The sequence below is a fragment of the Mesorhizobium sp. MC2-1-1 genome (assembly GCF_057597255.1).
This window is the reverse complement of the sequence record NZ_CP195205.1, coordinates 3,211,236-3,237,904: the sequence shown is the minus strand read 5'-3', so window position 1 is coordinate 3,237,904 and position 26,669 is coordinate 3,211,236. Positions and strand designations below refer to the sequence as shown.

Genomic DNA, 26,669 nt, shown 5'->3' with positions numbered 1-26,669 from the left:
AAGCCTGCCGTCTTCTTGTAGAGCCGCGCGGGCTTCACCTATTAAGTCAATTCGCTTGACTTAATTAGTCGATCAATCCTTTATTGGAGTCAAGAGGGGAAGCTAGGGTGCACGATATCAGCCCGATCCGTGCCAAGAGCGGCACCAACCAGGAGGGCACCAGCGCCCATAACCGCCGCGTCATGATCGAGGCGCTGCGGCTGAACGGCGCGCTCTCGCGCGCCGACCTGGCGCGGGCGACGCAGCTTACCAAGCAGGCGGTCTCGAACATCATCGAGGATCTGGAGCGGGACGGCTTGGTCGTGGCGCTGGATGCGGTGCGCAAGGGCAGGGGGCAGCCTTTCACGCCCTATCGGCTGGTCCCCGAGGGAGCTTTCGCAATCGGGCTGCAGATCGACCGGCATTTGACGCGGGTGGTGGTTGTCGACCTGGTCGGCAACGTGGTGGCGCGTGCCGAGGCCAGTCTGCCCCTCGACGAGCCGTCGCCGGGCGTGCAGACCATCCTGGGTCTCATCGCGCATACGAGGCGCGAACTGGCGGATATCTCCGCTCAGTCCGAGCGGCGGCTGGTCGGGCTCGGCGTCGCCATGCCGGGTCCGTTCGGCCTTAAAGAGTCCGACGACAAATGGATGATGCCGGCCTGGCAGCAGTTCCCGTTGCTGGAGACGCTAGCTGCCGGGACCGGGTTGAGCGTCGGGCTGCAGAATGACGCCGCTGCCTGCGCCACGGCTGAGCGCATCGTCGGCGCCGCGCACGGTGTCGATCACGCGGTCTGCCTTTATGTCGGCTACGGCATCGCCGCCGGCCTGATCCTCAATGGCGAACTCTACAATGGCGGCAACGGCAACGCCGGCGAGATCGGCAGGGCACTGCTGTCGCCCGCCGGGCCTGGAGCTACACCGCTCGAGCACCGTGCCTCGCTCGCCTCGCTGTACCAGCATCTCAGCCTCAACCCGGCCGATGAGCATCTTTATGAGAAGATAGGCGCTCTGGCCGCCGCCGAGGACGCGAAGGTGATGGGCTGGATCGAGGGTGCCGCGCAGGATCTGCGCTGGAGCGTGCATCTGATCGAAACGATCTTCGATCCGCAGACTGTCATCCTCACCAGCGGCGCACCCGAGGCGTTGGCGCGCCGCTTGCTGCAGGCTATACATCCGCTGCTGCCGTCGATCGCCGACCGCCCCGGGAGGCGATTGCCGCGCCTGCAACTCGGAATCACGGACCCATGGGCGATCGCCGTGGGCGCCGCGGCCGAGCCGATCAGCCGTGCCTTCGATCCGCGTTTTTCAGCTATCCTGAAAGCAGGATAGAGAAATGCGAGACGGTCAGGCGGTCGTGTGTCTCATGCTGGCGGCAAAGGCCTCGTCGACGACGGCGAGCTTGGACGCCTGCACAGCCATGTATTCGTCGAAGAACTGGCGCGAAACCCACATGACGGAATGACCGCGCTGGCCGACCCAGCCGATACTGCCCAGCGCCTCGGCATCGTTGAGTTTTCGCGCCAGGTGGGTGCGCGACAGCTTCAGCCAATGCGCGAACTCACTGACCGAGATGACGCTGGTCGGTATCCTGTCGAGATGGACGTCCTCCGGATCGATACCGGACATAAGCCAGTCCATGACGATGCCGCCGTTATTTAGCCAGATAAACAACGAGAAGGTCTGCCCGGGCTCCCGCACGTCCTGGCTTGCCAGCAATCCGTCGGCGATCAGCGGCTGCAGTTTGGGCAGCATTTCGGGTCGATCGAGGAAAGCCGACAGCCGGTTTCCGCCGTCCATGCGGTCGAGCGTTCTCAGATGCGCATGGATCCAGCCGGTGAAGGTCTGGATGGTGCCCTCAGTGACCCGCATTGGGTGGGCGCGGCCGTCACCGCTGGCCGAAACATATTCGGCGATGTTGTAGCGTAGCATCTCCTTGACGAAGGCCTCGGCCGTATTGCGGCTGGCCACGGAATTGCGGCGCACGACCTCGATGAACCGCGCCATCGTCATTTCGGTGCGACGGTCACTGGGGTCGCGCCGGAAATGCAGAGCCAGGCCGGCATGAGCAAGAAGCCAGCGCTGCTGGGTGGCGAACACGGCGGCCAGCCGCGGGCTTGTTTCGTATATATGGATGAGCGCGCGCGCCTGCTCCTGGATGCAGCGAAGCGCTGCCGGATGACGGGCGATCTCTGCGGCACTCAGCGGCATTTCCTGCGGTACTCCGGGCGATTTCAAGCAACGACAAATGAAGATTTCCAGCCTTCGCCGATCGTGTCCAGTCGCCCATAGGAACAACGAACGCCTAGGCGGCGATTTCGTTGCTAACTCATTGCATGAGTTCGGCAAACCGTCTCCATAACAGTCCGGTCCATCCTCGACCGTCGCCTGCGTGTCGCCTATCTGCCGCGTCGGCCGGCAGGCTGGCACCGGCCAGGGCATGCCGATGGCGTTCGCGCGGCCTTTGCAGTCAGCGGATGGCGGCCTATCCTGGTGCTCGACCATCCCCGCCACAGAGTGAGACGATGCCGAGAACCATCCGGACACTGACCGCCAGCGAAGTGGAAACGCTCGTCGACTGGGCGGCGAGGGAAGGGTGGAATCCTGGCATTGGCGATGCCGCTGCGTTCCGGGCAGCCGATCCGGAAGGATTCATCGGCGCCTTCGTTGGCGGCGAGATGCTGGCCGGCATCTCGGCCGTCGCATACGGCCCGGATTTCGGCTTCATCGGCCTCTATATCTGCCGTCCCGACAGGCGCGGCGAAGGTCATGGCAAGGCGGTCTGGGACGCCGGCATGGCGCGTCTCGGCAACCGCATCATCGGTCTCGACGGGGTGGCAGAGCAGCGGGCCAACTACCAGCGCATGGGCTTCGTGCCAGTCTATGAGACCGTCCGCTACAGCCGCAGGCCCGCCGGCTTGCCAAACGGCGGCGATATACGCCCCATAACGGCAGGCGACGTGGCCGGGATACTCGCCTATGATCGCCAGTGCTTCCCCGCAGCGCGGGAAACCTTTCTTGGCGAGTGGCTGCGGCAGCCGCGGATTGCGCTCCTCTCAGCCGGCTTCGGCGGTGTCGCCGGCTATGGCGTGGCGCGCCGGTGCCGGGAAGGCTTCAAGGTCGGCCCCCTGTTCGCCGACCGGTCGGATGTTGCCCTGGCCCTGGCGGCCGACCTTGCGGGCAGGGTCGGCAACGAGGCATTGCATATCGACGTGCCGGTCAGCCAGGTTCAATTCACCGCCATGCTGCAGGCCGCCGGCATGGTTCCGGGCTTCACGACGACGCGCATGTACAAGGGCGGCAAGCCCGGCAACGCGCCGTCTATGGTTTTCGGCATCACGACGCTCGAGTTGGGATGAGCGGCCGCCAGCCCAAGCCGTTGAGACCATTGTTTTGCCTGGCTGGCCCATGCGACATATAGCAATGACGTGGTTTGCGTTGGCCGGGGGCGCTGCGTTCCGTGGAGGTTATCGAATGGCTGGTAGAACGGTCCTGATCGCCGGCGGCGCCGGGGGCATGGGTCTGGCGGCCGGAATACGTCTCGCTGCCGACGGCGAGCGGATCGCGCTTGCCGATCTTCCCGGCCCCAAACTCGACGCCGCCGTCGCGACGATCGCGGCTACCGGCGCGGAAGCGATCGGCTTGCCACTCGATATACGCTCCGTCGCCGCCTGCCGCGAGGTGGTGGGCAAGGCCAAGGACTGGGGCGGCGCGATAGACATTCTCGTCAATGCCGCCGGCGTCTGGCTGGAGGGCGCGGCTGACTGCGTCGAGGAAGAGCAGTGGGACCTCGTGCTGGACGTCAATCTCAAGGGCGCGTTCTTCCTGATCTCGGCGGCCATCCCGCATCTGTCGGCGGCGCAAGGCGTGATCGTCAATATCGCCTCCGACGCCGGTCTCGTCGGCAATAACGGGGCAGCCGTCTATTGCGCCTCGAAGGGCGGACTGGTGCTGCTGACCAAGGCTCTAGCCCTGGAACTCGCCCCGCAAGGCATCAGGGTCAACGCGGTTTGTCCGGGCGACACGGCAACGCCGATGATCGAATATCAGGCCAGGACTTATGGTGGAGACGACCCCGAGGGCTACAAGCGCCGGCTTCTGGGGCATTATCCGCAAGGGGACAAAGCAAGATTCATCCAGGCGGAAGAGATCGCGTCCTTCATCCACTATCTTTGCCAGCCGGTCGCGGCGCCGATCACCGGAGCCGCGCTTTCGATCGATTTCGGCGTCAGCGCCGGCTACTGAAAAGCGCGGGATCGGGTTCATCGCGGGTATGTTTGCCCGGGCCGGCATGCCGGCGCTTGCGTCGTGGGGAGGAAATGATCTTGTTTCGCAAATCTCGCAAGGCGCTGGTGACCGGCGCGGGGGCCGCCGACGGCATCGGGATCGCGACCGCGCGCGCGCTGGGCGAGGCCGGTCTTTCGGTCGTCATCACCGCTTCGTCCGCGCGAGTGGAGCAACGGGCGCAGGAACTGCGGGCGGATGGGCTCGATGTCCGCGCTCTCATGGCCGACTTGACGCTCTCGGGCGATGTCGAGCGTTTGCGCTCCGAGGCCGGTGAAATCGACATTCTCGTCAACAATGCCGGGATGGGCACCGTTGCCCAGCCGGCGCTGCAAAGAAGATTTCTCGACCTCAGCGAAAGCGACTGGGATCGCGGCATCGATGTCAGCCTGAAAACCGCCTTCTTGAGCACACGCGGATTCCTGGCCGGCATGGTGCGGCGCGGCCACGGGCGGGTCGTCAACATGGCCTCGGTGACGGGGCCCTACGTGTCCAACGAAGGCGAGGCCGCCTATTCCGCGGCCAAGGCCGGCATGATCGGGCTGACGCACGCGCTTGCCCTGGAGGTCGGCAGAAGCGGCGTCACGGTCAACGCCGTGGCGCCGGGCTGGATCGCAACGGGCGCCTCGACGCCGGAGGAACTTGCCGCCGCCCGCAACACGCCGCTCGGACGCGCCGGCAGCCCTGGGGAAGTCGCTGCCGCCGTGTTGTTTCTGGCATCCGACGAAGCCAGCTATGTCAACGGCGCCGTTCTCGTCGTGGATGGCGGCAACATCCTCCAGGAACGCAAGGGATGACCTAGAGCAGGATGTCGCGCTGCATGTGTTCTGCATCTTGATCCCGCTCCACGGCGGAGCGCTTGAGTTTTACGGAAGAAGCTCCGACATGTTCGCGCGCCCAGTTTCGCGTCGCCACCCAGTTCGGCTTCGACTGCACGGAGTTCGATGGGCGAAGGCCTGTACAAAACACGGTTCGATTTCCGCTCCTTGTCGGTTTCGCGGGGCCGTCGCGGCTGGCCAGCCAGCGCCGTGACGGCCTGATGACGCGGCGCGAAGCCAGTCGCCGAGATGTTCGCGGAGCCGCTCGAGCACAATGTCTCTCGAGCGCGGACCGGCGCATTAGCAGCTCAAGTCAAGATTGCAGGATTTCCCGATGCCGCCGTGCGAAAGTCTCGGCGATTGCGAGCACCGCGGCGTGAATCGGCCCGGCGGTGAGGTTGGGCATGATCGAGGCGTCCACGACAAAGAGATTGTCGAGCGTCTTGAGCCGCAGGTCCGCGTCGACGACGGCGTTCGGATCCTTGCCCATTCTGCACGTGCCACAGGGATGATGGTGTGTGATGACCGACCGTGCGATGAAGTCGTCAATTTCGGCCGCCCCGTTCAGGGCGCCCGGCAGGAGTTCGCGCTCCCGCCAATCGGCGAGTTCGTCTCGATGTCCGATTGTCCGTGCGGCCTCCAGCGCCTGGCGAAACAGGTCGCGGTCGCGACCGGTTTGCAGATATGCCGGGTCGATGATCAACCGATCGTCGAGCTCCGGTCCGCTTATGCGCAGGCTGCCGCGGCTCGTTGGGTGAGTGATGCCGAACAGCAGCGAGTAGGCTGTGCCGGCGGCGGGCGTCTGAAAGCGCTCGGACACGATCGGCGCCACGCCGCAACCGACGACAATTTCGGGCTGCCCGGCAGCGGTGAAGTTCCCGGCTCTCATATAGGCCATCGATTCCGAGTGCTGGAGGCGCGATGGCGGAACCGGCCTGCGGGCGGCATAGAGATTGCCCGCGCCAAGCAGATGGTCCTGAAGGTTTCGGCCGATTTCCGGCATGTCGATCGAGCAGCCGACGCCGGCACTATCGAGGATATCGGAAGGACCGATGCCCGAGCGCATCAGCAAGGCCGGACTCTCCAGCGCTCCGGCGCAAAGGACGACTTGACCGGCAAGGACTTCGACGGAGCCGTGCCGTCCGACGACCTCGAGGCTGCCGACCTGATTGCCGTCCAGCTTCAGCCGTCGCACGCGGGATCCCGTGAGTATGGACAGGTTCTTGCGGTCCCGGACAGCCTTTGTGAGCCACGCGTCGGCCGTTGTGACCCGCCGCCCGTCTCGGATGTTCAGAGAGTTCGGGGTGACGCCGATCATTTCACCGCCGTTATGACCCACCAGGCGAGGCAATCCCAACGACGCGCCTGCCTCGATGAAGGCACGGGCAAGCGGACTTACTTCGTCCGTCGGCAAATAGACCGGCAACGGCCCGCCCTTGCCGTGAGTGCCGTCGCCGCCAAGCGGGTGATCTTCGATCGCCCGGAAAACCGGCAGCAGCTCATCCCAGCTCCATCGGCGATCGCCGGTCGCGTCGACCCACGCCTGGAAGTCCGAGGGATGGCCGCGCATGTAGCCCATCGCATGCAGGCAACTCGAGCCGCCGATCAACCGTCCGCGCGCCCAGTGATGGACCCGGCCCGCGGTGCCGGCTTGCGGCTCCGTGCGGTAGTCCCAGTCGTAGCTGCGGCCCTGAAGCATCGGCCATGCGGCGGGATTCCAGATGTCGGGGTCGGCTGCCTCCTCGCCCGCCTCGATCAGCAGGACACGGCGCGTCGGCTCTTCACTCAGCCGCGCGGCAAGCAACGTGCCGGCCGACCCGCCCCCGACGATGACGACATCGGCACTCGGTCCGCGCCCACCAATCTCCTTGGTCATCTCCACTCCGTCGTTCTGTGTTGACGCGCGGGTTCGCTGATCCCGGTCGAGCGGAGGTGGGATCCGAAAACACCGCAAAGGATTTCAAGACTTCAGCCGACGCCCCCGCGCCGGAGACCTCAGCTCTCGCTGTTCATAGACATCTTTGCCGCCGCCTTCGCCTTCATAAGGTGCCGTTTCGAGGCCTTGCGAGCGGCTTTCTCGTCGCCGGCGGCAATGGATTCGTATATCTCCCGCATCTCCGCCAGGCTGCTTTGCGCTCTGCCCTCCAAGGACATCGACCGTCCTCGAAAAAAGCTGATCCTGGCCACCAGGCCGCGATGGACTTCCTCAAGTATGGGATTGCCGCAATTCGCGAGGATGATCGAATAGAAATCGGCCGCGGTCATGACTTGGGCTACGCTGTCATTGCTCGAGGCGGCTTCCTCGAACGCCAAAAGCGATCTCTCAAGCTCGTGCAACTGCTCCGTTGGTATTCTCGACGCGCATCGCCCGGCCGCCTCCACCTCCAACAGCTCTCGCACCTCGTAGATGGCGGTTGCCTCTTTCCAGGAAAGCTCTGGTATCGCGGGCCCGCGATTGGGCACGATCTCGATCAGGCGTTCGGCCTCGAGGCTGCGCAATGCCTCCCTTAGCGAGGGGCGACTGACGCCGAGCTGTGCGCACAACTGGCTTTCAATAAGGCGGCTTCCCGGCTGGAACAGGCCGGACAGGATGGCGAGCCGCAGCTTGTCGACAGTCTCCTGCTGCACTGTCCGTGGCGAAATCCGCAAATTCAGTTCAGGCGGCATCGGTTACGTCTCATCGGCTCAGGGTCGGACTCCGGCGCATCATATGCGACGCTGCGGACATTGGACAGCGGGAATAGCAGGATTGTCAATTCTTAAGATTGCAAGAATGTCAGACAATCCGTGTTGACGCCCTCGTGGTTGTATGATCCTCTTATGTGAGAAAGCAGCAGCGCCGGGGACCATGAACGTGGTGGCAAACATACTTTCCAGCCAGGTTGGTTCGCGACGTGTGGAAACCGATCGCATCGTCTTGAATGTGCGCGAGAGCGGTGCCGGCCCGTTGATGCTTTTCTTCCATGGCATAACCTCCAACTCCGCGGTCTTCGCGCCGTTGATGGCTCGGCTCTCGGATCGCTTCACGACTGTAGCTGTCGACCAGAGAGGGCATGGTCTCAGCGACAAGCCCGCAAGCGGCTACGAGGCGAATGACTACGCGGACGACATCGCCAGCCTGATACGCACGCTCGGACGAGGCCCCGCCATCCTCGTCGGGCATTCGCTCGGCGCCAGGAACTCGGTAACCGTGGCAGCGAGAAATCCAGAACTGGTGCGGTCCGTCATCGCGATCGACTTCACTCCCTACATCGAGACTGAAGCGCTCGACGCCCTGGAGAGCCGGGTGAACGCCGGAGACCGGGTTTTCAGGGACATCGAGGACGTCCAGACATATCTCGCAGGCCGCTATCCGAATATTCCCGCCGACGCCATCAGGATCAGGGCCGAAAGCGGCTATCAGCGGGTCGAAGGCGGCCTGCGTCCCTTGGCGTCGCCCACGGCAATGGCTCAGACCGCCAAGGGACTTCGCGCGGACCTGACGCAGGCTTACCGCGACGTGGCGAAGCCCGTCCTCATCGTCCGTGGCGAACAGAGCAAGCTGGTTTCGGCCGCAGCGCTGGCAAAGACCAGCCAGTTGCGGCCCGATCTGCCCGTCGTGGTCGTCCCCGGGGCCGACCACTATGTCAACGAGGTTTCTCCCGAGATCACGTTGAAAGCCATCACAAACTTCATCGACGCCTGACGGCCCATCGCGCCGTCTTCTTGCATGCAGCATCAGGATAGAAAATGGCTAATGTAAACAGAACTCCGGGCAAGACGCGTCGCGCCGAGGTCGCAGGCGGCGGCTTTGCCGGTCTGACAGCCGCCATCGCCCTCAAGCAGAGCGGCTGGGACGTCAGGCTGCACGAAAAAAGCTCCGAGCTCCGGGCGTTCGGCGCGGGCATCTACCTCTGGCACAATGGCCTTCGTGTGCTCGAAGGGCTGGGCGCCCTGGACGACGTTCTCCAGGGATCGCATACGCCTCCGACCTACGAAACCTGGATGCATAACAAATCGATCTCCAGGGAGACGTTCAACGGCCTTCCCTGGCGCATCATGACGCGCAGCCATTTGCATAACGCTCTCGTCAACCGCGCTCGTGCCCTAGGGATCGATATCCGCGTCGATTCCGAGGCGGTTGCCGCCGACCCGGAAGGCCGCCTGACCCTCCAGACCGGCGAGGTTCTGGAGGCCGACCTGATCGTCGGCGCGGACGGCGTGGGGTCCAAGGTCAGGGATTCAATCGGATTCAAGCAGGACCGCTGGATGTCGAAGGATGGAATTATCCGGCTGATCGTCCCGCGCAAGAAGAAGGAGCTCGGCCACGGCGAGTGGGACAACACCATCGATATGTGGAACTTCTGGCCGCGTGTCCAACGTATCCTCTACTCGCCTTGCAACGAGAACGAACTGTATCTGGGCCTGATGGCGCCCGCCGCCGATCCGCGCGGATCGAAAGTTCCGCTGGATCTCGAGGTCTGGGTCGAGATGTTCCCTTTCCTCGAGCCGTGCCTTGTCGAAGCAGCAAAGCTCGAGACCGCGCGGTACGACACGTACCAGACGAACAAGCTGGACAGCTGGACGAGAGGCAAGGTTGCGCTGGTGGGCGACGCCGCCCATGCCATGTGTCCCGCACTTGCCCAGGGCGCCGGCTGCGCCATGGTCAACGCCTTCAGCCTGTCGCAGGACCTGGAGGAGGGCTCCTCGGTCGAGGATGCGCTAGTCGCCTGGGAGACGCGCATTCGCCCGATCACCGATCGCTGCCAGGCCTTGTCCGGCGACTACGCCGCGAACCGCTCGCTTTCCAAGGGAAACATGTTCACGCCGGCAGCCCTCGAGGCAGCCCGCTACGATCCGCTTCGCCGCGTGTATTCGTGGCCGCAATAACCGGACAATTTTCGCGCGTAGAGGCTGCGCGCCGCTCGGGAGACATGAATGGACTATTCGGTGGAAGTTGAGAAGAATTACGACGTGCGGGGCTGGTATTCCACCATTCACGAGATCCGCCACGACGGCGGAACACCGGGCGTCAGTCTCGTCAAGGCCGCGGTCGGCGTCATCATACGCAACCCCTTCGCCGGAAAGTTCGTCGCCGACCTGTCGGACCTAATCGAACCCAGCCCGGCGATCGGCCATGCGCTTGGCGAGCGGGCCGCGGCCCTATTGGGCAACAGGCCGGTCGAGAGTTACGGCAAGGGTGGTATAGCAGGCACGGCAGGCGAGCAGGAACATGTCGTTGCCTGCATCACCACGGCGTTCGGCGACCCGTTTCGTCAACAGGTAGGCGGCGGCAAGGCCTGGATATCGTCGGCCAGCAAGGTGGCCGCGGCCGGTACGGCCATCGACATCCCGCTTGCCCACAAGGACGAGCTCTATATCCGCTCGCATTATGACGCAGTCACCTTCGCCGTGCCGGACGGTCCGCGCCCCGACGAACTCCTGATCTGTGTCGCGGTTGCGTCCGGTTCGCGCGTGCATCAGCGCGTCGGCGGCAAGGCCGTCGCCGACCTCCAGGCCGCCGTTTAGGCCGATCGATTTTCATAGAGGACAAGTTGAATGCCCCTGAATATCAAGGACCTCAAGATCACGTCGGCGGACTTCCAGCCGTTAGGGAAACTGCGCGACGAACACGCCGGCGACAAGGGCAACGTCCTGCCGAAGCTGACGGTCAGCGGCGTGCCGGCCGGCGCCAAGGAACTCGCCGTCATCTGTCACGATCCCGACGCGCCACTGGCTAACGGCTTCACCCACTGGGTGGTGTACGGCATCGATCCGTCGACCACCGACCTTTCGGACGCCCAGGAGAGGTTCCGCGTCGGACCCAACGGCGCCGGCCACAAGCAATATTACGGGCCGCAACCGCCTGCCGGCCATGGAATTCATCACTACTACTTCTGGGTCTATGCCTTGGACACGAAGGTCGAAGGCTCGCCCACCCGGGAGGAGTTCCTGCAGAAATATGCCGGCAACATCGTCGAGCAGAACCGGATCGTCGGCCTCTACGAAAACAAGTGAAATCCGCGGTGCGTGCGACCGATAACAAAAACAAGAATGGTCGCCGTCACCGCGCAATGGGAGAATTGGAATGAAGGACAACAGCCCAGTGCGCCGGAAGGTCTTCGAAGAACTGGTCACGGCGACGAAGATCCTTCTGAATGAAGGCATCCTGGATACGTTCGGGCACATCAGTGCCCGCGACCCGGAGGACCCTGAAAGCTTCTTCCTGGCTCAGAAGCTCGCTCCGAGCCTGATAACCACCGACGACATCCAGCGTTTCAATCTTGAAGGCGAAACGTCAGACAACCGACCTTCCTACCTGGAGCGCTACATCCACAGCGAGATCTACAAGGCTCGGCCCGACGTCCAGTGCGTGCTCCACACGCATTCCCCCGCCGTGCTGCCCTATTGCTTCGTCGACACACCGCTTCGGCCGGTCACCCATATGGGAGCTTTCATGGGCGAGTCGGTTCCGGTCTATGAGATCCGTGACAAGCACGGCGACGAGACGGATCTCTTCGGCGGCAGCCACGATGTATGCGCGGATATCGCCAAAAGCCTCGGCGACCAAACGGTGGTCCTGATGGCTCGCCATGGCGTCGTCAATGTCGGCAATTCGGTGCGCGAGGTCGTCTTCCGGGCCTTCTATCTCGAGCAGGAAGCGAAGGCGCTCACGGCCGGCCTGCAGATCGGCAAGATCAAGTATCTGTCGCCAGGCGAGGTCAAGACGGCGGGAAAGCTGGTCGGCGCCCAAATCGATCGTGGATGGAACCACTGGTCGCAGCGTCTGAAAGAGGCTGGCCTGATCTAGTGCCGGTCGCCTTGTGAAATACCCAGGCGGTCCCGGCCCGTGCCGGGATTTCCAGGTTCCAACAGTTCCCTGGCGCCCCGGCGTCGGACGAAGGCAATGAAACGCATCATGCCGCACGCGCAAAGCTACGACTACATCATCGTTGGGGCCGGATCGGCCGGTTGCGTGCTCGCCAATCGGCTGAGCGCCGATCCCCGCTGCTCGGTGCTGCTGCTCGAGGCCGGCGGCTGGGACCGCGACCCCATGATCCATATACCGCTCGGATGGGGCAAGATCCTGACCGAGCGTCGCCACGACTGGATGTATTTCTGCGAGCCGGAAGACAATGTCGGCGGGCGCAAGGTCGAGTGCGCGCGCGGCAAGGTCATTGGCGGATCGTCGTCGACAAACGCCATGGCCTATGTGCGCGGAAATCGCGGCGACTACGACCGCTGGGCCGCCAGCGGGCTGCGTGACTGGTCGTATGACAAGGTCCTGCCCTATTTCCGGAAGCAGGAAAGCTGGGAACGGGGCGAGAGCCATTTTCGCGGCGGCTCCGGTCCGGTGAATACCCAGTTCTGCCGCTACAAGGACCCGCTGATCGAGGCGTTCGCGCAGGCCAGCGTGGAGGCAGGTCACCCCCAGACGGACGACTACAATGGCGAGCGGCAGGAGGGCTTCGGACGTCTCCAGATGACGATCTCCAAGGGTCGGCGCAGTTCGACCGCGTCGGCCTATCTGCGGCCGGTCCTGCGGCGGCCCAATCTGACCGTTCTTACCGATGCGACGGCGACGAAGGTCATCCTGGAAGGCACGCGCGCCACCGGAGTGGCGATAAGCCATCGCGGCAGCGAACGGACGATCATTGCACGCAAGGAAGTTCTGCTTTCGGGCGGGGTGATCAACACGCCGCAACTGCTGATGCTGTCCGGCATCGGCGCGCCGGCTGAACTTGCGGCGCATGGCATCCAGACGCGGGTCGGCCTGCCCGCGGTCGGCAAGAACCTGCAGGACCACGTCTCGGTCATTCTCATGTACCGGCGCCGCAATCCGGGTCCGTTCCTGCACAACATGCGCGCCGATCGCATCGGGTTGGACTTCGTCAAGACCTACCTTACAGGGCGCGGTTTTTCGGGCGACGTGCCCGGCGGAGTCGTCGCCTTCCTGAAAAGCGGTCCGGAGCGGCCGTTGCCGGATGTGCAACTGCTCTTCACGGCGGCTCCGCTCGCCGCATGGCCCTATTTCAAGCCATTCAAGGCGCCGTTTCCGGACGGTTTCGCAACGCGCGTCGTGGCCACGCAGCCCGAGAGCCGCGGCTCGGTGAAGCTGGCATCGGCCGATCCTTTCGCGGCGCCCCTGATTCACCAGAACTTCCTGGCCTCGCCCAGGGACTGGCAATCGCTGCGGGCCGGTTTCCGGGTGGCAAGGGATCTCGCGGCGCAACCTTCCATGCAGCCCTTCATCGCGGCGGAATTCTTTCCCGGTCCCCAGTGCCAGAGCGACGACGAGATCGACGAGCATATCCGCAAGACCTCCATCACCGTGCATCATCCGGCAGGCACCTGCAGGATGGGTGCGGACGCGGCCTCGGTCGTTGACCCGGAGCTGCGAATTCGCGGCATCGAGGGCCTGCGCGTGGTGGATGCTTCCGTCATGCCCGACCTGGTCTGCGGGAACATCAACGCGGCAGTGATCATGATCGCCGAGAAGGCGGCCGACCTCATCGCCGCGACAAGAGCAGCAACGGAAAGCAGGGCAGCGTGATGATCCAGCGTATCGCCATAATCGGTCTGGGCACGATGGGGCCGGGCATGGCCGCGCGGCTCGCCAGGGGCGGCCTGCATGTGACCGCCTACGATGTCGCCCCGACCGCGATCGAGCGCGCGCGATCGATGCTGAGCACCGCCGAGTCCGTGCTCGACGCACTGGGCGTCTTGGCACCGTCGGACGGCCCCGGAACGGTTCGCCTGACCGATGATATAGGCGATGCGGTATCCGGCGCCGACCTCGTCATAGAGAACGTGCCCGAGAACATTTCGATCAAGGCCGATGTCTATCGCATGATCGATGGCCTGATAGCGGCGGACACGATCGTGGCGTCGGACACGTCGGGCATCCCGATCACCAAGCTGCAGGCGCATATCTCGCATCCGGAACGGATGGTGGGCATGCACTGGTCGAACCCACCGCATATCATCCCGATGATCGAGGTGGTCGCCGGCGAGAAGACCGCGCCGCAGACAGTGGCGACCATCCGCGACCTGATCCGCTCGATCGGCCTGCTGCCGGTGGTGGTGAAGAAGGACGTTCCGGGCTTCGTCGAAAACCGCGTGCTCTATGCGCTGCTGCGCGAGGCGGTCGACCTTGTCGAGAGAGGCGTCATCGAACCGGAAGACCTCGACACATGCGTATCCTGGGGCATCGGCTACAAGATCGCCGTGATCGGGCCGATGGCGCTGCTCGATATGGCGGGCCTCGATATCTACAAGTCCGTCTCGTCCTTCCTCAACGCCGATCTTTCCAACCGCGACGATGTCGCGCCCATGGTCCTGGAAAAGACCAACGCGTCGAAGTTCGGCCTCAAGTCCGGCGAGGGCATGTTCTCCTACACACCCGAGCAGATCAAGGCGCTGCAAGCCGAGCGGGCGCGCAAGCTCGTCGCGGTACGGCGCATCCTGGAAGGCCGGGAGTAGCCGATGACCCGTGATGCTCATAAGGCCGGTCGGGTCGGGACGTTCACGAGGGCGGCCGCTTATGCCAGGCCCGCCCTGGCTGACGGCCCGAAGCCGGCGGACCCGGAGGTGAGCCATGCGTATTGAGACCATCAGAGCCTCGGGCGGCCGCCCGAGCCATATACGCCATGACGACCTGATCTCCGCCAAGGGCGTCTCGGTGACGCTGACCAGGCAACTGGTTCTGCAGAATATCGATCTTGCGATACCGAAGGGCTCGTTCGTCTCACTCATCGGGCCTTCCGGCTGTGGCAAGAGCACCCTGCTCAAGGTTCTGGCCGGACTCGTCGCTCCGACAAGCGGCAACGTTTCGATCGCCGGGCTTTCGCCGGTCGAGGCGACGCGCAAGCGCATGATCGGCCTCGTCTTCCAAGAGGCCAATTTGCTTCCCTGGAAAAACGCCGTCGACAACGCATCGATGTTGCTGGGCATTGCCGACAAGTCGCTCTCGCGCGCGGATTTGCGGGCGCGAGGCCAAGAGATGCTGGAACTGGTGGGACTGGGCGACAGCGCCCACAAGCGGCCCCATGAACTGTCCGGCGGCATGCGCCAGCGCGTGGCCATCGCGCGAGCCCTGGCGCTCGACCCGGCGGTGCTGCTGATGGATGAGCCGTTCGGCGCGCTCGACGCCATCACCCGCGACCAGATGGGCCAGTCGCTCCTGGAGATCTGGCAGCGCACCGGCAAGACCATCGTGCTCGTCACCCACTCCATCGACGAAGCCATTCATCTTTCCCGCCATGTCCACGTCCTGGGCATCAAGCCGGGACGGATCACCGAAAGCCTCGATATCGACCTGCCTTATCCACGCGACCTGTCGGTGACCGAGGATCCGAAGTTCGTCAGGCTCGTGGTTCAATTGCGCACGATGCTGCGCGCCAGCCATCAGCCGGGAGGCGCGTCATGAGCGACCAACCCTTCACCAATCTCCCCGAGTCGCGGTTTGCCGCGAGCTGGAGCGCGGCGACAGGCAGTTGGCTGCCGGCGGTCATACTTCTGCTGGCGACGATCGTGGCATGGGAAGCCGTGGTGCGGATCTTCGCCATATCCGCCTTCATCATTCCCGCCCCGTCCGAGATTGCGCGATCGCTGGTCGCGCAATGGGCGACGCTCATGCAGGCGACGCTGGTGACGGCAGGCGAGATTCTGTTCGGCTTCCTTGTTTCGGTCGTCGTCGGCGTCATCATCGCGCTGGTCATCGTGCGCTTCGACTGGCTGGGGCGAGCGCTCTATCCGCTGGTGGTCCTGTTTCAGAACGTGCCCAAGGTAGCGCTGGCGCCGATCTTCATCCTCTGGTTCGGCTACGGGCTCGCGCCCAAGATCGGCCTGATCCTGGTCATAGCATTCTTCCCGGTGACCTTGTCGATGCTGGCGGGCATGCAGTCGGTCGATCGCTCGTTGCTGTCGCTGATGAATTCGGTCGGCGCCAGCCCGACGCAGATCCTGTTCAGGATCCGCGTTCCGCACTCGCTGCCGAACCTGATGGCGGGAACCAAGATAGCCGCCACGTTGAGCGTCATCGGCGCCATCGTCGGTGAATTCGCCGGCGCCTCGGACGGGCTGGGATACGTCATCCAGTTCGCCTCGACGCAGCTCGACACCGCGCTGGTCTTCGCGGCGCTGCTGCTCGTTTCGGTGCTGGGCATCGCCTTCTACTACGCAGCCGAGATTCTCGAACGCATCGTGGTGCCATGGGCGCCGAAATTCAGCCAAGCCTAGGCCCATCAACCGACTTCACAAGAAGGGAACAAAAAATGCTCAGACGCTCACTTATCAAGGCAGTCGCCGTCGCTGCGGCCGCCGGTGTGCTTGGGTTCTCGAATGCGGCCTTGGCGGCCGACAAGATCAATGTCCAGCTCGACTGGGTGGTGCGCGGCAACCACGCCATGTTCTTTGTCGGCAAGGAAAAGGGCTTCTTCGCCAAGAACGGCATTGACGTCGCCGAGATCCGCAAGGGGTCGGGCTCACCCGACGCCATGCGGCTGGTGGGCAATGGAAACGCGGATTTCGGTTTCGGCGATCTTCCAACGCTCGCCGTCGCCCGTTCGCAGAATGTCCCGGTCGTCGCGGTGGCCGCCGTCAACCAGCACTCGCCGCTGGCCATCATCTCGCTGGCCAAGACGGTGAAGCTCACCAAGCCGGCCGACCTCAAGGGCCTCACCATCGGCATTCATCCGGCCGGCTCGACCTACATCTTCTTCAAGGGCTTCCTGGCGGCCAATGGCCTGACCGAGAAGGACATGACACTGAACAGCGTCTCGCCGCCCTATGAAAGCTATCTTCTGCTTGGCCGGGTCCAGACGGTGGTCGGCTATGTCGACGCCGAGGTTCCCGAACTGGAAGCCAAGGCCGGCGGTCCCGGCTCCCTCAGCATCATGATGGGCGCGGATCATGGCTGGAAGGCCTATGGCTCCGGCCTGTTCACCTCGGAGAAGATGATCAAGGACAAGCCCGACGTCGTCGCCCGTTTCGTCAAGGCCTACAGCGAAGCCTTCGACTATGTCGTTGCCCACCCTGGAGAGGCCGCCGAGATCACGGCCAAGGCAGCCCCTGGCTACGCTGATAAGAAGGACGTGCTACTGGCGCAGATCAACGCCGACATCGCGTCGACCTTCACCAGTTCCGACACCAAGGAACACGGCCTCGGCTGGATGACGAAGACGCAGTGGGAGGAAACCCTGAAGACGCTCACCGATCAGGGCGTGCTCAAGGCCACCCTGTCGGCGGATGATGTGTTCACCGACAAGTTCCTGGGGAAGAAGTAAGAGGCGCGCGGTGTTGGAGCGGCAAGTCGATGAGCGCCTACCGGCAGACCAGATTGTCCTGCCCCATAACGCAGGACACGGCGCGCTCACCTTTCGCCGCGTCGGTGCGGTCGAGCGTGATCTGCGCGCGGGTGGCATATGCGCGACCCGACAGACCGCACCACAGCCGCTCTACGGGCAGGTTCTCGCGCTTGTCGTTGAGGATCGTGAACGTACCCGTCTTGGGGTCGAACCAGAGCTCGAGGCGAGCGCTCTTGCCCGGCGCGACCGTCGCGATCCCGGCCGAATACCAGTGGGCGAAGTCGGCATTGCACGACAGCCCTTCACTGCCCGCATTCGAAATCGTCAACGGCACCATATCGAGCCCATCGGTGCCCTTGCGGACGATGACATGGTGCAACTCAACCGCGTTGGCGAACGATGTGAACGCCAGCATCACCGGGAGGATATAACGAATCTTCACTTTGCCTGAGCTCCATGGGTAAATTTTTCTCAGGCAGTCTATCTCGCTTCTGCGCAATAACAACAAGAATATTAATTGGTAAACCGAAACAGAGAGGGTGAAATGTTAAAGGTTCTGAAGAGCAGTGTTAGTGCAATTATACTGAGTGGCGTCTTGCTTGGCGGTGCGCTTGCTGGCGAAGTGAAGTCGATCGCCATCCTGACGCCGGAAGAAGGCACCGATTACGGTTGGAACCAGCAGGGCATCGATGCGGCCAAGGCGGCGGGCAAGGCCGCCGGCGTCGAAGTGGTCGTGGCCCAGGGCCTCGGCTATGGCGACGTACGCCCGACGTTGCGGGAACTCGCTTCCGACGGCGCCAGCCTGCTGATCGCCCACGCCAGCGGCTACAACACCTCGGCGCCTGAAATCGCCAAGGAGTTGAAGGTTCCGGTGGCGATCGTCGATACGCCGAACGGCCTGGAGAAGGGTCTCGTCGCCGACTATACGCTGAGCGGCCACCAGGGCGCCTATCTTGCCGGTCGTCTCGCCGCCAAGATGTCGCGCTCTAAGTCGGTCGGCATCGTCGTGTCGGGCGAACCTCCGTCATGGAACTCGCAGTCGGCGGCGTTCGCGCAGGGCGTGAAGGCCGAGAACCCGGCCGTCAAGATCACCTATGCGGTGATCGGCCCGGCCGCCTACAGCGATGCGGCCGGCGGCAAGCGCGTCACCGAGAGCGTGATCGCCTCGGGGGCGGATATCATCTTCGGCCAGGGCAACGGCTCGAGCTTCGGCATGCTGCAGGCGGTCGAGACGACCAAGGCTGCCGACGGCGGCAAGGTCTATTTCATCGACGTCATCGGTGACAAGTCGCCGATCGACAAGGGCTTCCTGCTGTCGTCGGTGGTGTGGAACATCGAGCCGGTCTATGCGGCGATGATCGCCGACATCAAGGCCGACACTTTCGGCACCAAGCACTATGCGATTGGCCTCAAGGACGACTCGGTCAAGCTGCTGAAGACCGCAGCGATCCCGGACAAGGTCTGGTCCGAAATCCAGGCGCTGCGCGAGGACGTCATTTCCGGCAAGATCAAGGTCGATCCGGTCTATGACGCCGCCGCCGTCAGGGCGCTGATGACGAGCGTCGCCCAGTAAGGCGGCCGCTAGCCTGCTTCCGGAGGGGCGATCGGTTCACCCCTCCGGATATTTCCCGTTTTTCCAGTGCTGGGCTTTCATGAGCAGTCTTTCTTCATCGCCCGCCGGCAAGCGCGATATCGTCGCGCTCGAAGGCGTGACCAAACGCTTTCCCGGCATCGTCGCCAATGACGGCATCGACCTGTCGATCCGCCCCGGCGAGGTGCATGTGCTGCTCGGCGAGAACGGCGCGGGAAAATCCACCCTGATCGGCATGTTGTCGGGACTGCAGCAACCGGACGAGGGGCGCATACTGGTCGACGGCAAGCCGACGCCGATAACCTCGCCGCGCCATGCGCTGGCGCTGGGCATCGGCACCGTGTTCCAGCACATGATGCTGGTGCCGACGCTGACGGTGGCGGAAAACCTCTTGCTCGGCGGGCCCTGGTGGCAGCGCCCCAGGACCGAAGAACTCGCGGCGCGCGTCGCCGAAATCACCCGCAGCCTGGGCATCACGGTCAAGCTGCATGCCAAGGTGTCGGAGCTTTCGCTCGGCGAGCAGCAGCAGGTCGAGATCCTGCGCGCCATGGTGCGCAACAGCCGGCTGCTGATCCTCGATGAATCCACCTCGATGCTGACGCCCAAGGGCATCGAGGAACTCGGCGCGCTGATGCGCCGCCTTGCCGAGAAGGGCCTGGCGATCGTCTTCATCACCCACAAGCTCAAGGAAGCGGCGGCTTTCGGCGACCGCATCTCGGTGCTGAAACTCGGACGCAAGGTCGGCGAGATTCCGCCCGAGCGTTTTCGCGCGCTGGGTGAGCACGAGATTATCTCGGAGATCGTGGAATTGATGTTCGGCAAGCAGAAGGGCGATCCCGAAGCTGCGCAGCGTCCTACCCGAACTATCCGAGCCGATGCCGCGCCGTTGCTCGAAGTGGCCGGTCTATCGGTCGCGCCGACCGACAACGCGCCGGGCCTGTCTTCGATCTCCTTCGACATCCGCCCCGGCGAAATTCTCGGGATCGCCGGTATCGACGGCAATGGCCAGAAGCAATTGGCCGAGGCCCTGGCTGGCCAGCGCGCGGCGACCGGCGGTTCGGTGCGGCTGGAGGGCGCCGCCATCGAGGCTGCGAGCGTCGGCGAACGCCGCAGACATGGTCTACGCTACCTGACCGACGACCGGCTGGGCGAAGGCACGGTAGGCACCTTCCCGGTCTCGATCAACTTCTTCCTTAAGCAGGTTGGCGCGGCGCCCTTCTGGCGCGGCGGCGTCGAGCAGCGTGCCGAGATCGACAGGCGCGCCGCTGAGCTCGTGCGCGAATATGATGTTCGTACACCAAGCCTCAAGACGCCGGTCGCGCGGCTCTCCGGCGGCAACATCCAGAAGGTCCTTTTGGCGCGCGAGCTGGCCGAGGGCGCGAAGGTGGTGATTTTCAACAAGCCGACCTACGGGCTCGATCTCGCCAACACGCTGGCGTCACGCCAACGCATCCGCGACACGGCGGCACGCGGCCTCGCCGTCCTCTTGATCTCCACCGATCTCGAGGAATTGCTCAGCATGTGCGACCGTATCGCGGTGATTGCCAACGGCGCGCTCGTGGGCGCCGTCGAGAATAGCGACGATGCCCGCACCAAGGTCGGGCGCCTGATGATCGGACTGGCCGCATGAGCATCGATACCGCACCCACTGTCAGCGCCACCGCGCTCGATGCCACGAGCGGGGCGGCTCCACGCCGTGACATGCTGCGCCGGTTGCTGATGACGCTCGGCCCCATCCTGGTCGCTCTCGTCATCGCCGGCTGCATCCTGCTCGCCGTCGGTGTCGATCCGCTCGCCTATTATGGCTATGTGCTGGAGAAAGGCCTGTTCTCGCCGCTGGGCGTGCAACAGACGCTGACGCGGATGGCGCCGCTGCTGTTCCTCGCCGCCGGCCTGATCGTCGCCTTCCGCTCGGGCATGTGGAACCTCGGCGGCGACGGCCAGTTCCTGCTGGGCGCCGTCACGGCCGCCGCCAGCGCTCCTGTGCTAGTGGAGATCTTGCCGGCTTGGCTGGCGCTCATCTGCTCATTCCTGATCGCCATGGTCGTGGCGGTGATCTGGTCGCTGGTGCCCGCGTTGCTGCGCGCCTATCAGGGCGTCAACGAGATCATCACCACGCTGATGATGACGTTCCTCGGCACCTCGCTCGCCAATGTCCTGGTCAAGCTCGTTTTTCGCGATCCCGGCACGACCGTGCCGCAGACACGCACGCTGCCGGTGGACGAGCGGCTGCCGCGACTGTTCGACACCACCATCACCAGCGGCCTCCTGCTCGGCCTTGCGGCGATCATCATCGTGCATCTGGTGATGACGCGCACCGCGTTCGGCCTGAAGCTGCGCATCGTCGGCGCCAATCCGCGCGCCGCGGTTCATGCGGGGCTGGGCGTGCCTGGCCTGACCATTGCGGTCTTCGCTATTTCCGCCGGGCTCGCCGGCCTGGCCGGCGCCGTCGACATCATCGGCGTGCAGGGCAATGTCCGCGCCGACTGGAATCCCGCTTATGGGCTGGCGGTCATTCCGGCCGTGTTCCTCGCCCGCATGAACGGCTTTGCCGCGATAGGTTTCGTGTTCCTGCTTTCGGTGCTGTCGATCGGCGGCGAGAGCGCAGCGCGGCGGCTTGGCGTGCCCAATCATTTCACGCTGGTGCTGGTCTCCATCGTGCTGATCGTGCTCGCTCTCGCAGAGTATTTCGACCATCGCTACAACCAGTCGAGAAAGGCCTGAGGCATGACCGGGCTGTTCAGCGAAGTCTTTCTCAGCGCGCTCCTGTTCGGCGCCGTCACCGCGGCCATCCCGCTGCTGCTTGCCGGCCTCGGCGAGCAGATGTCGGAAAAGGCCGGCGTGCTGAACATCGGCATCGAAGGCATGATGCTGGCCGGCGCCTATCTCGGCTTCGTCGGTTCCTTTTATTCCGGATCGCTTTGGCTGGGCTTCCTCACTGGCGCTGTCGGGGGCGTCGCGGTGGCGTTGATCATGGCGCTGCTGTGCGTACGCATCGGGCTGAACCAAATCGTCATCGGCATCGCGCTGACGCTCGGTCTCGAAGGACTGACGGCTCTGCTTCACCATTTCCAGTTCTCGCGCAGCTATCCCCGCCTGCCGGCGGCGGACGCCACGGTTATCCCGCTGCTGTCGGATATTCCTGTCATCGGGCCTGCCTTCTTCAAGCATCACCTGATCGTCTACCTGGCGGTCGCGCTGGTGTTCGGAATGAGCCACCTCTACCGGCGCACGCAGCTCGGCCTCAATCTGCAGGCGGCGGGCGACAAGCCGGCCGCGCTCGACGTCGCCGGGATAGACGTGGTCAGGACGCGCACGGTCGCGGTGCTGACGACCGGCGCGCTGGCCGGGCTCGGCGGCGCCTATCTCGCCAATGTCGGGGCGGGACTGTTCATTCCGTTCATCACCAACGGTGCGGGTTTCCTCGGCATCGTGCTGGCCATGCTGGCGCGCGGCCGTCCGGTCTGGGTGCTGTTCGGCGCGCTTTTGTTCGGGGTCTGCCTGTCGCTGACGACGGCCATGCAGGTGGCGGGCATCAACATACCGACCGACGTCATCCAGATGCTGCCATTCCTGGCGGTAATGATCATGCTGGTGCTGTTCGGGCGGCGCGCCAGCCTGCCGGCGGCGCTCGGCATTCCATACGAGCGCGGTGCGCGCTGACAGCAATCACATGCGCGGACGGGAGCCGCGCCAAAACAGGAGGCAACAATGTCGGATACCAAGGTCTACCTGCTCGACGGCGGCTCGCTCGTCCTCGACGGCTATCACGTGTTCTGGAATCGCGGCCCGGGCGGCGAAGTGCGCTTTCCGGTCTATTCGATACTGATCGAGCATGCCGAGGGCCGGTTCCTGATCGACACCGGCTACGACTACGACCATGTGATGAAAGTGTTGCCTTTCGAGAAGCCGATCCAGGAAAAGCACCAGACCATTCCCGGCGCGCTTGCCTTGCTCGGACTCGAGCCTAAGGACATCGACGTCGTCGTCAACTCGCATTTCCATTTCGACCATTGCGGCGGCAACAAGTATTTTCCGCACGCAAAGAAAATCTGCCATCGCTCGGAGGTGCCGCAGGCCTGCAATCCGCAGCCTTTCGAACATCTGGGCTATTCCGACCTGAGCTTCTCGGCTGAGGCGGCCGAGGCGCGCGGCGCGACCGCGCAATTGCTGGAAGGCACGACGCGCGCCAACTCGACCTTCGAGGGCATCGACGGCGACGTCGATCTCGCCAGGGGCGTCAAGCTCATCTCGACGCCCGGCCATTCGATCGGTCACTACAGCCTGCTGGTCGAGTTCTCCAAGCGCAAGCCGATCATGTTCACCATCGACGCCGCCTACACGCAGAAGAGCCTTGAAACACTTTGCCAGGCGTCTTTCCACATCGACCCGGTCGCCGGCGTCGATTCGATGCGCAAGGTGAAGAAGCTTGCCGAGGACCATGGCGCCGAGCTGATGTACTCGCACGACATGGAGAACTTCAAGACGTACAAGACCGGCACCCAGTTCTACGGCTGAACGCCGCCAATCCGGAGACCACCCCCATGCGCTATTCCGATCATGCCGACCCGGTCATCACCCTGACCGCGGGGCCAGTCAACGCCTATGCCGAAGTGCTGCGGGGCCTCGGCCGCACGGTGCTCTACGACTACGACCCGGCGTTCCAGCTCTTCTATGAAAAGGTGGCCAACAAGGCGCAGAAGGCGATGCGGCTGTCGAACAAGCCGGTCATTCTGCATGGTGAGCCGGTGCTGGGCCTCGAGGCCGCGGCGGCGTCCCTGATCGCGCCCGACGACGTGGTGCTCAACCTTGCCTCCGGCGTTTACGGCAAGGGGTTCGGCTATTGGGCGAAACGCTATTCGCCGCATCTGCTCGAAATCGAAGTGCCCTACAATGAGGCGATCGACCCGCAGGCGGTCGCGGCAATGCTTGAGGCGCATCCGGAAATCACCGTCGTTTCCGTCTGTCACCACGACACGCCGTCCGGCACCATCAACCCGATCGATGCCATCGGCGCGCTGGTCTCGGCGCATGGCGCCTACTTCATCGTCGACGCCGTCTCCTCCTTCGGCGGCATGAAGACGCATCCCGAGGATTGCAAGGCCGATATCTATGTGACCGGCCCCAACAAATGCCTGGGCGCCCCTCCCGGCCTCACCATGATGGGCGTCAGCGAGCGGGCCTGGGCCAAGATGAAGGCCAATCCCCTGGCGCCGCGCGCATCGATGCTGAGTATCGTCGACTGGGAAGACGCCTGGTCGAGCGACAAGCCATTTCCGTTCACGCCGTCGGTCTCGGAGATCAACGGGCTCGATGTCGCACTCGATCTCTACCTCAACGAGGGGCCGGAGGCGGTTTGGGCGCGCCACGCGCTTACAGCCAGGGCCATGCGCGCGGGCGTCGCGGCGATGGGCTTGTCCATCTGGGCGGCGAGCGACAGGATCGCGTCGCCAACCACGACCGCGGTCCGCACCCCGGTAGGCGTTGACGAGAAGGCGCTTCGCCAGGCCGCGCGCGCCCGCTATGGCGTGGTGTTTTCATCGGGTCGCGGCGAAACGCTTGGGAAGCTGACGCGCATCGGCCATATGGGGCCGACCGCGCAGCCGATCTATGCGATCGCGGCGCTGACGGCGCTTGGCGGCGCCATGAACGCGGCCGGCCAGAAACTGGCAATCGGCAAAGGCATCGATGCGGCGCTGGCCGTCATCGACGCCGACGCCTGAACAGACATCATCGGATCACGGACCAAGGGAGACATTTCATGACTGGACGGCTTGCGGGAAAGACCGCCCTGGTGACAGGCGCGGCGCAGGGTATCGGCAAGGCGATCGCGGCGAGGCTTGCCGCCGACGGCGCGACCGTCATCGTCAGCGACGTCAACGCCGAGGGCGCCAAGGCCGCCGCCGCGTCGATCGGCGGCAAAGCGAAGGCTGTCGCCGCCGACATCTCCGACCCGGCATCCGTCAAAGCGCTTTTCGCTGAAATCCAGGCACTGACCGGCGGCGTCGATATCCTGGTCAACAACGCCAGCATCGTGCCGTTTATCGCCTGGGACGATGTCGATCTCGACCATTGGCGCAAGATCATCGACGTCAACCTGACGGGCACCTTCATCGTGACCCGCGCGGCCACCGACCAGATGCGGGCGGCGAACAAGGCGGGGCGGGTGATCAGCATCGCCTCCAACACCTTCTTCGCCGGCACGCCCAATATGGCGGCCTATGTCGCTGCCAAGGGCGGTGTCATCGGTTTCACGCGGGCGCTGGCCACGGAGCTTGGCAAGTATAACATCACGGCGAATGCGGTGACGCCCGGCCTGATCGAGAGCGACGGCGTCAAGGCAAGCCCGCACAACGAGGCGTTCGGCTTCGTCGAGATGCTGCAAGCGGTGAAAGGCAAGGGCCAGCCAGAACACATCGCTGATGTCGTATCGTTCCTGGCGAGCGAGGACGCACGCTGGATCACCGGCCAGACGCTGAATGTGGACGCCGGGATGGTCAGGCATTAGGGAAGTCGTCAGATCGACAGCCACGGCCCGGCGGAAGAAGTCACGTACTCATCCGCGCGATCCAACAAGAATACCGAGGACGGCGCCGCGCGCGCCGGCCGCGCCTAGCTAGAAGGCGATGTCCCCCTGTCCTGGCGGCGCGGGGACAAATGGCTTTGCCGGCTCCGAAAATATCGGCTTAACTTGCCGAGCCTTGCCGCGATGAGCGGCCGGCGAAGTGGTTTCGGGAGCGTGCATGGGGCGCAGACAATCGGATCAGGCGGTTCGCGGACCGCAATTCGCCAGGACTCTCGACTGGAACCTGCTGAAATTCTTCCATGAGATCGCCAGCGCCCGTTCGGTGACCCGGGCGGCGCAGGAATTGAACCGAAAGCAACCGGCGCTCAGCCTCGCGTTGCGGCGCCTCGAGGAAAGGCTTGGTGTCACGCTTTGCCATCGTGGCCCGACCGGCTTCGAGTTGACGGAGGAGGGCCGCATCCTTGCCGAGCGTTGCCGGGAGTTCGCCGGCGCAATCCGTGAAATCCCGGCAAAGCTCTCGGACGTCAAGTCCGAGATACATGGACATTTGCGGGTGATGCTGGTCTCCAACCTTGTCGCGCCGGCGCTCGATGAGGCGATCGCCGCCTTCCATGCCAAATATCCGGCTGTCGAGCTGATCGTTGAAGTCGCGGCCTGGACCGAAGTGGTCAACTCCCTCATCCAACACAAGATCGACGTCGGCATCTCGCCTTCGCGGGTAAAGCGCGCCGAACTCGCCTACCTCCATCTCTTCACCGAGATCCACCGGCCCTATTGCGGAAGGCCGCACAAGCTCTTTGGCAAGAGCATCGCCAATCCGGGCGATCTGGCCAGGGAAGCCTTCGTGCTGACCGGCGCCGACGAGGGCGACGAGCTAACCCAATTCCGGCTCGAACATGGCTTTGGCCGCAACATCGCCGGCATGTCCGATCATCTCGAGGAGGCCAAGCGTCTGGCGATCCTCGGCGTCGGTCTCTGCTTCCTGCCGGAAGGCTACGCGCAAACCGATGTCGAGGCCGGGCGGCTGTGGCCGCTGATCGCCGGTACCGAGGTCCCTCGCAACGACATCTTCATCGTCACCGACCCGCAAAGCCCGACACATATCGCGCGTGACCTTTTCATCGCCGAAATTGTCGAGAAGACGCAGCCTCGGGAAGGGAGTGCATTGATCTGATTAATGCTTAA

The 26,669-nt window shown here is 64.0% G+C and carries 26 protein-coding genes; 22 read left to right on the top strand and 4 right to left on the bottom strand.

Annotated elements, in window-relative coordinates:
* Positions 1-107 precede the first annotated feature (107 nt).
* Entirely contained in the window at positions 108-1,310 is a 1,203-nt protein-coding gene (locus ACR64R_RS16065) for an ROK family protein (protein ID WP_487357326.1), read from the top strand.
* A gap of 15 nt (positions 1,311-1,325) precedes the next feature.
* On the opposite strand, the gene ACR64R_RS16060 is transcribed toward ACR64R_RS16065, so the two are convergent.
* Complete coding sequence (locus tag ACR64R_RS16060; RefSeq protein WP_487357325.1) at positions 1,326-2,189, bottom strand: hypothetical protein; 864 nt, start codon at positions 2,187-2,189, stop codon at positions 1,326-1,328.
* 314 nt (positions 2,190-2,503) lie between these two features.
* Between ACR64R_RS16060 and ACR64R_RS16055 the strand changes: the two genes are divergently transcribed.
* The 3 genes from ACR64R_RS16055 to ACR64R_RS16045 all read left to right on the top strand — a co-directional run bounded on the left by ACR64R_RS16055 (position 2,504) and on the right by ACR64R_RS16045 (position 5,059).
* On the top strand, positions 2,504-3,337 hold the full coding sequence (locus ACR64R_RS16055; RefSeq protein WP_487357324.1) for a GNAT family N-acetyltransferase: 834 nt from the start codon (positions 2,504-2,506) through the stop codon (positions 3,335-3,337).
* Between the two features lie 115 nt (positions 3,338-3,452).
* Positions 3,453-4,223, top strand: coding sequence for an SDR family NAD(P)-dependent oxidoreductase (locus ACR64R_RS16050; protein WP_487357323.1), 771 nt, complete (start codon positions 3,453-3,455; stop codon positions 4,221-4,223).
* Positions 4,224-4,303: 80 nt separating this feature from the next.
* Positions 4,304-5,059, top strand: coding sequence for an SDR family NAD(P)-dependent oxidoreductase (locus tag ACR64R_RS16045; RefSeq protein ID WP_487357322.1), 756 nt, complete (start codon positions 4,304-4,306; stop codon positions 5,057-5,059).
* 334 nt (positions 5,060-5,393) lie between these two features.
* Here ACR64R_RS16045 and ACR64R_RS16040 read toward each other — a convergent pair whose 3' ends face one another.
* Positions 5,394-6,956, bottom strand: coding sequence for a GMC family oxidoreductase (locus tag ACR64R_RS16040; protein WP_487357321.1), 1,563 nt, complete (start codon positions 6,954-6,956; stop codon positions 5,394-5,396).
* 119 nt (positions 6,957-7,075) lie between these two features.
* Positions 7,076-7,747 carry a GntR family transcriptional regulator gene (locus ACR64R_RS16035; RefSeq protein ID WP_487357320.1) on the bottom strand — a complete coding sequence of 224 codons (672 nt, stop codon included), beginning with the start codon at positions 7,745-7,747 and terminating at the stop codon, positions 7,076-7,078.
* Between the two features lie 181 nt (positions 7,748-7,928).
* Between ACR64R_RS16035 and ACR64R_RS16030 the strand changes: the two genes are divergently transcribed.
* The 10 genes from ACR64R_RS16030 to ACR64R_RS15985 all read left to right on the top strand — a co-directional run bounded on the left by ACR64R_RS16030 (position 7,929) and on the right by ACR64R_RS15985 (position 17,346).
* Positions 7,929-8,765, top strand: coding sequence for an alpha/beta fold hydrolase (locus tag ACR64R_RS16030; RefSeq protein WP_487357319.1), 837 nt, complete (start codon positions 7,929-7,931; stop codon positions 8,763-8,765).
* 44 nt (positions 8,766-8,809) lie between these two features.
* Positions 8,810-9,949: an FAD-dependent oxidoreductase gene (locus ACR64R_RS16025; RefSeq protein ID WP_487357318.1), complete on the top strand. Its 1,140-nt coding sequence runs from the start codon at positions 8,810-8,812 to the stop codon at positions 9,947-9,949.
* A 48-nt stretch (positions 9,950-9,997) separates the two neighbouring features.
* A complete protein-coding gene (locus ACR64R_RS16020) occupies positions 9,998-10,588 on the top strand; it encodes an amino acid synthesis family protein (protein WP_487357317.1) in 591 nt (196 codons plus the stop codon).
* Positions 10,589-10,618: 30 nt separating this feature from the next.
* Positions 10,619-11,077, top strand: a complete 459-nt coding sequence (locus ACR64R_RS16015; protein WP_487357316.1) for a YbhB/YbcL family Raf kinase inhibitor-like protein — start codon at positions 10,619-10,621, stop codon at positions 11,075-11,077.
* A gap of 70 nt (positions 11,078-11,147) precedes the next feature.
* Positions 11,148-11,870, top strand: coding sequence for a class II aldolase/adducin family protein (locus tag ACR64R_RS16010; RefSeq protein WP_487357315.1), 723 nt, complete (start codon positions 11,148-11,150; stop codon positions 11,868-11,870).
* A gap of 108 nt (positions 11,871-11,978) precedes the next feature.
* Positions 11,979-13,613, top strand: a complete 1,635-nt coding sequence (locus ACR64R_RS16005) for a GMC family oxidoreductase (RefSeq protein WP_487362460.1) — start codon at positions 11,979-11,981, stop codon at positions 13,611-13,613.
* Positions 13,613-14,542: a 5-formyl-3-hydroxy-2-methylpyridine 4-carboxylate 5-dehydrogenase gene (fhmpcd1, locus tag ACR64R_RS16000; RefSeq protein WP_487357314.1), complete on the top strand. Its 930-nt coding sequence runs from the start codon at positions 13,613-13,615 to the stop codon at positions 14,540-14,542. Before ACR64R_RS16005 ends, fhmpcd1 begins: the two co-directional genes overlap by 1 nt.
* 115 nt (positions 14,543-14,657) lie before the next feature.
* The gene (locus tag ACR64R_RS15995) at positions 14,658-15,488 is read left to right on the top strand and encodes an ABC transporter ATP-binding protein (protein ID WP_487357313.1); all 831 of its coding nucleotides are present in this window, start codon (positions 14,658-14,660) and stop codon (positions 15,486-15,488) included.
* On the top strand, positions 15,485-16,300 hold the full coding sequence (locus ACR64R_RS15990; protein ID WP_487357312.1) for an ABC transporter permease: 816 nt from the start codon (positions 15,485-15,487) through the stop codon (positions 16,298-16,300). Before ACR64R_RS15995 ends, ACR64R_RS15990 begins: the two co-directional genes overlap by 4 nt.
* A gap of 35 nt (positions 16,301-16,335) precedes the next feature.
* A complete protein-coding gene (locus ACR64R_RS15985) occupies positions 16,336-17,346 on the top strand; it encodes an ABC transporter substrate-binding protein (RefSeq protein ID WP_487357311.1) in 1,011 nt (336 codons plus the stop codon).
* 37 nt (positions 17,347-17,383) lie between these two features.
* On the opposite strand, the gene ACR64R_RS15980 is transcribed toward ACR64R_RS15985, so the two are convergent.
* Positions 17,384-17,809 (bottom strand): hypothetical protein, encoded by a 426-nt coding sequence (locus tag ACR64R_RS15980; protein ID WP_487357310.1) that lies wholly within the window; start codon positions 17,807-17,809, stop codon positions 17,384-17,386.
* Positions 17,810-17,911: 102 nt separating this feature from the next.
* On the opposite strand from ACR64R_RS15980, the gene ACR64R_RS15975 reads away from it, so the two are divergent.
* The 8 genes from ACR64R_RS15975 to ACR64R_RS15940 all read left to right on the top strand — a co-directional run bounded on the left by ACR64R_RS15975 (position 17,912) and on the right by ACR64R_RS15940 (position 26,658).
* On the top strand, positions 17,912-18,940 hold the full coding sequence (locus tag ACR64R_RS15975) for a putative B6 ABC transporter substrate-binding protein (protein ID WP_487357309.1): 1,029 nt from the start codon (positions 17,912-17,914) through the stop codon (positions 18,938-18,940).
* A gap of 79 nt (positions 18,941-19,019) precedes the next feature.
* Positions 19,020-20,588, top strand: coding sequence for a putative B6 ABC transporter ATP-binding protein (locus ACR64R_RS15970; protein WP_487357308.1), 1,569 nt, complete (start codon positions 19,020-19,022; stop codon positions 20,586-20,588).
* On the top strand, positions 20,585-21,682 hold the full coding sequence (locus ACR64R_RS15965) for a putative B6 ABC transporter permease subunit 2 (RefSeq protein WP_487357307.1): 1,098 nt from the start codon (positions 20,585-20,587) through the stop codon (positions 21,680-21,682). Before ACR64R_RS15970 ends, ACR64R_RS15965 begins: the two co-directional genes overlap by 4 nt.
* A gap of 3 nt (positions 21,683-21,685) precedes the next feature.
* Complete coding sequence (locus ACR64R_RS15960; RefSeq protein ID WP_487357306.1) at positions 21,686-22,621, top strand: putative B6 ABC transporter permease subunit 1; 936 nt, start codon at positions 21,686-21,688, stop codon at positions 22,619-22,621.
* Positions 22,622-22,669: 48 nt separating this feature from the next.
* The gene (gene pldA / locus ACR64R_RS15955) at positions 22,670-23,476 is read left to right on the top strand and encodes a 4-pyridoxolactonase (protein WP_487357305.1); all 807 of its coding nucleotides are present in this window, start codon (positions 22,670-22,672) and stop codon (positions 23,474-23,476) included.
* Positions 23,477-23,502: 26 nt separating this feature from the next.
* Complete coding sequence (gene ppaT, locus ACR64R_RS15950; protein WP_487357304.1) at positions 23,503-24,681, top strand: pyridoxamine--pyruvate transaminase; 1,179 nt, start codon at positions 23,503-23,505, stop codon at positions 24,679-24,681.
* Positions 24,682-24,719: 38 nt separating this feature from the next.
* The gene (gene pldH, locus ACR64R_RS15945; protein WP_487357303.1) at positions 24,720-25,466 is read left to right on the top strand and encodes a pyridoxal 4-dehydrogenase, SDR-type; all 747 of its coding nucleotides are present in this window, start codon (positions 24,720-24,722) and stop codon (positions 25,464-25,466) included.
* Between the two features lie 235 nt (positions 25,467-25,701).
* Complete coding sequence (locus ACR64R_RS15940) at positions 25,702-26,658, top strand: LysR family transcriptional regulator (RefSeq protein ID WP_487357302.1); 957 nt, start codon at positions 25,702-25,704, stop codon at positions 26,656-26,658.
* Positions 26,659-26,669: the final 11 nt, after the last annotated feature.

Bases quoted from the DNA above. Each gene is read 5' to 3' on its own strand.
- ACR64R_RS16040 (WP_487357321.1), bottom strand. From the start codon at position 6,956: ATGACCAAGGAGATTGGTGGGCGCGGACCGAGTGCCGATGTCGTCATC.
- ACR64R_RS15960 (WP_487357306.1), top strand. From the start codon at position 21,686: ATGACCGGGCTGTTCAGCGAAGTCTTTCTCAGCGCGCTCCTGTTCGGC.
- ACR64R_RS15970 (WP_487357308.1), top strand. From the start codon at position 19,020: ATGAGCAGTCTTTCTTCATCGCCCGCCGGCAAGCGCGATATCGTCGCG.
- pldA (WP_487357305.1), top strand. From the start codon at position 22,670: ATGTCGGATACCAAGGTCTACCTGCTCGACGGCGGCTCGCTCGTCCTC.
- ACR64R_RS16025 (WP_487357318.1), top strand. From the start codon at position 8,810: ATGGCTAATGTAAACAGAACTCCGGGCAAGACGCGTCGCGCCGAGGTC.
- ACR64R_RS16050 (WP_487357323.1), top strand. From the start codon at position 3,453: ATGGCTGGTAGAACGGTCCTGATCGCCGGCGGCGCCGGGGGCATGGGT.
- ACR64R_RS16035 (WP_487357320.1), bottom strand. From the start codon at position 7,747: ATGCCGCCTGAACTGAATTTGCGGATTTCGCCACGGACAGTGCAGCAG.
- ACR64R_RS15940 (WP_487357302.1), top strand. From the start codon at position 25,702: ATGGGGCGCAGACAATCGGATCAGGCGGTTCGCGGACCGCAATTCGCC.
- ACR64R_RS15965 (WP_487357307.1), top strand. From the start codon at position 20,585: ATGAGCATCGATACCGCACCCACTGTCAGCGCCACCGCGCTCGATGCC.
- ppaT (WP_487357304.1), top strand. From the start codon at position 23,503: ATGCGCTATTCCGATCATGCCGACCCGGTCATCACCCTGACCGCGGGG.
- ACR64R_RS16015 (WP_487357316.1), top strand. From the start codon at position 10,619: ATGCCCCTGAATATCAAGGACCTCAAGATCACGTCGGCGGACTTCCAG.
- ACR64R_RS16010 (WP_487357315.1), top strand. From the start codon at position 11,148: ATGAAGGACAACAGCCCAGTGCGCCGGAAGGTCTTCGAAGAACTGGTC.
- ACR64R_RS16005 (WP_487362460.1), top strand. From the start codon at position 11,979: ATGCCGCACGCGCAAAGCTACGACTACATCATCGTTGGGGCCGGATCG.
- ACR64R_RS15995 (WP_487357313.1), top strand. From the start codon at position 14,658: ATGCGTATTGAGACCATCAGAGCCTCGGGCGGCCGCCCGAGCCATATA.
- ACR64R_RS15985 (WP_487357311.1), top strand. From the start codon at position 16,336: ATGCTCAGACGCTCACTTATCAAGGCAGTCGCCGTCGCTGCGGCCGCC.
- ACR64R_RS16055 (WP_487357324.1), top strand. From the start codon at position 2,504: ATGCCGAGAACCATCCGGACACTGACCGCCAGCGAAGTGGAAACGCTC.
- ACR64R_RS15990 (WP_487357312.1), top strand. From the start codon at position 15,485: ATGAGCGACCAACCCTTCACCAATCTCCCCGAGTCGCGGTTTGCCGCG.
- ACR64R_RS16060 (WP_487357325.1), bottom strand. From the start codon at position 2,189: ATGCCGCTGAGTGCCGCAGAGATCGCCCGTCATCCGGCAGCGCTTCGC.
- pldH (WP_487357303.1), top strand. From the start codon at position 24,720: ATGACTGGACGGCTTGCGGGAAAGACCGCCCTGGTGACAGGCGCGGCG.
- ACR64R_RS15975 (WP_487357309.1), top strand. From the start codon at position 17,912: ATGTTAAAGGTTCTGAAGAGCAGTGTTAGTGCAATTATACTGAGTGGC.
- fhmpcd1 (WP_487357314.1), top strand. From the start codon at position 13,613: ATGATCCAGCGTATCGCCATAATCGGTCTGGGCACGATGGGGCCGGGC.
- ACR64R_RS16020 (WP_487357317.1), top strand. From the start codon at position 9,998: ATGGACTATTCGGTGGAAGTTGAGAAGAATTACGACGTGCGGGGCTGG.
- ACR64R_RS16030 (WP_487357319.1), top strand. From the start codon at position 7,929: ATGAACGTGGTGGCAAACATACTTTCCAGCCAGGTTGGTTCGCGACGT.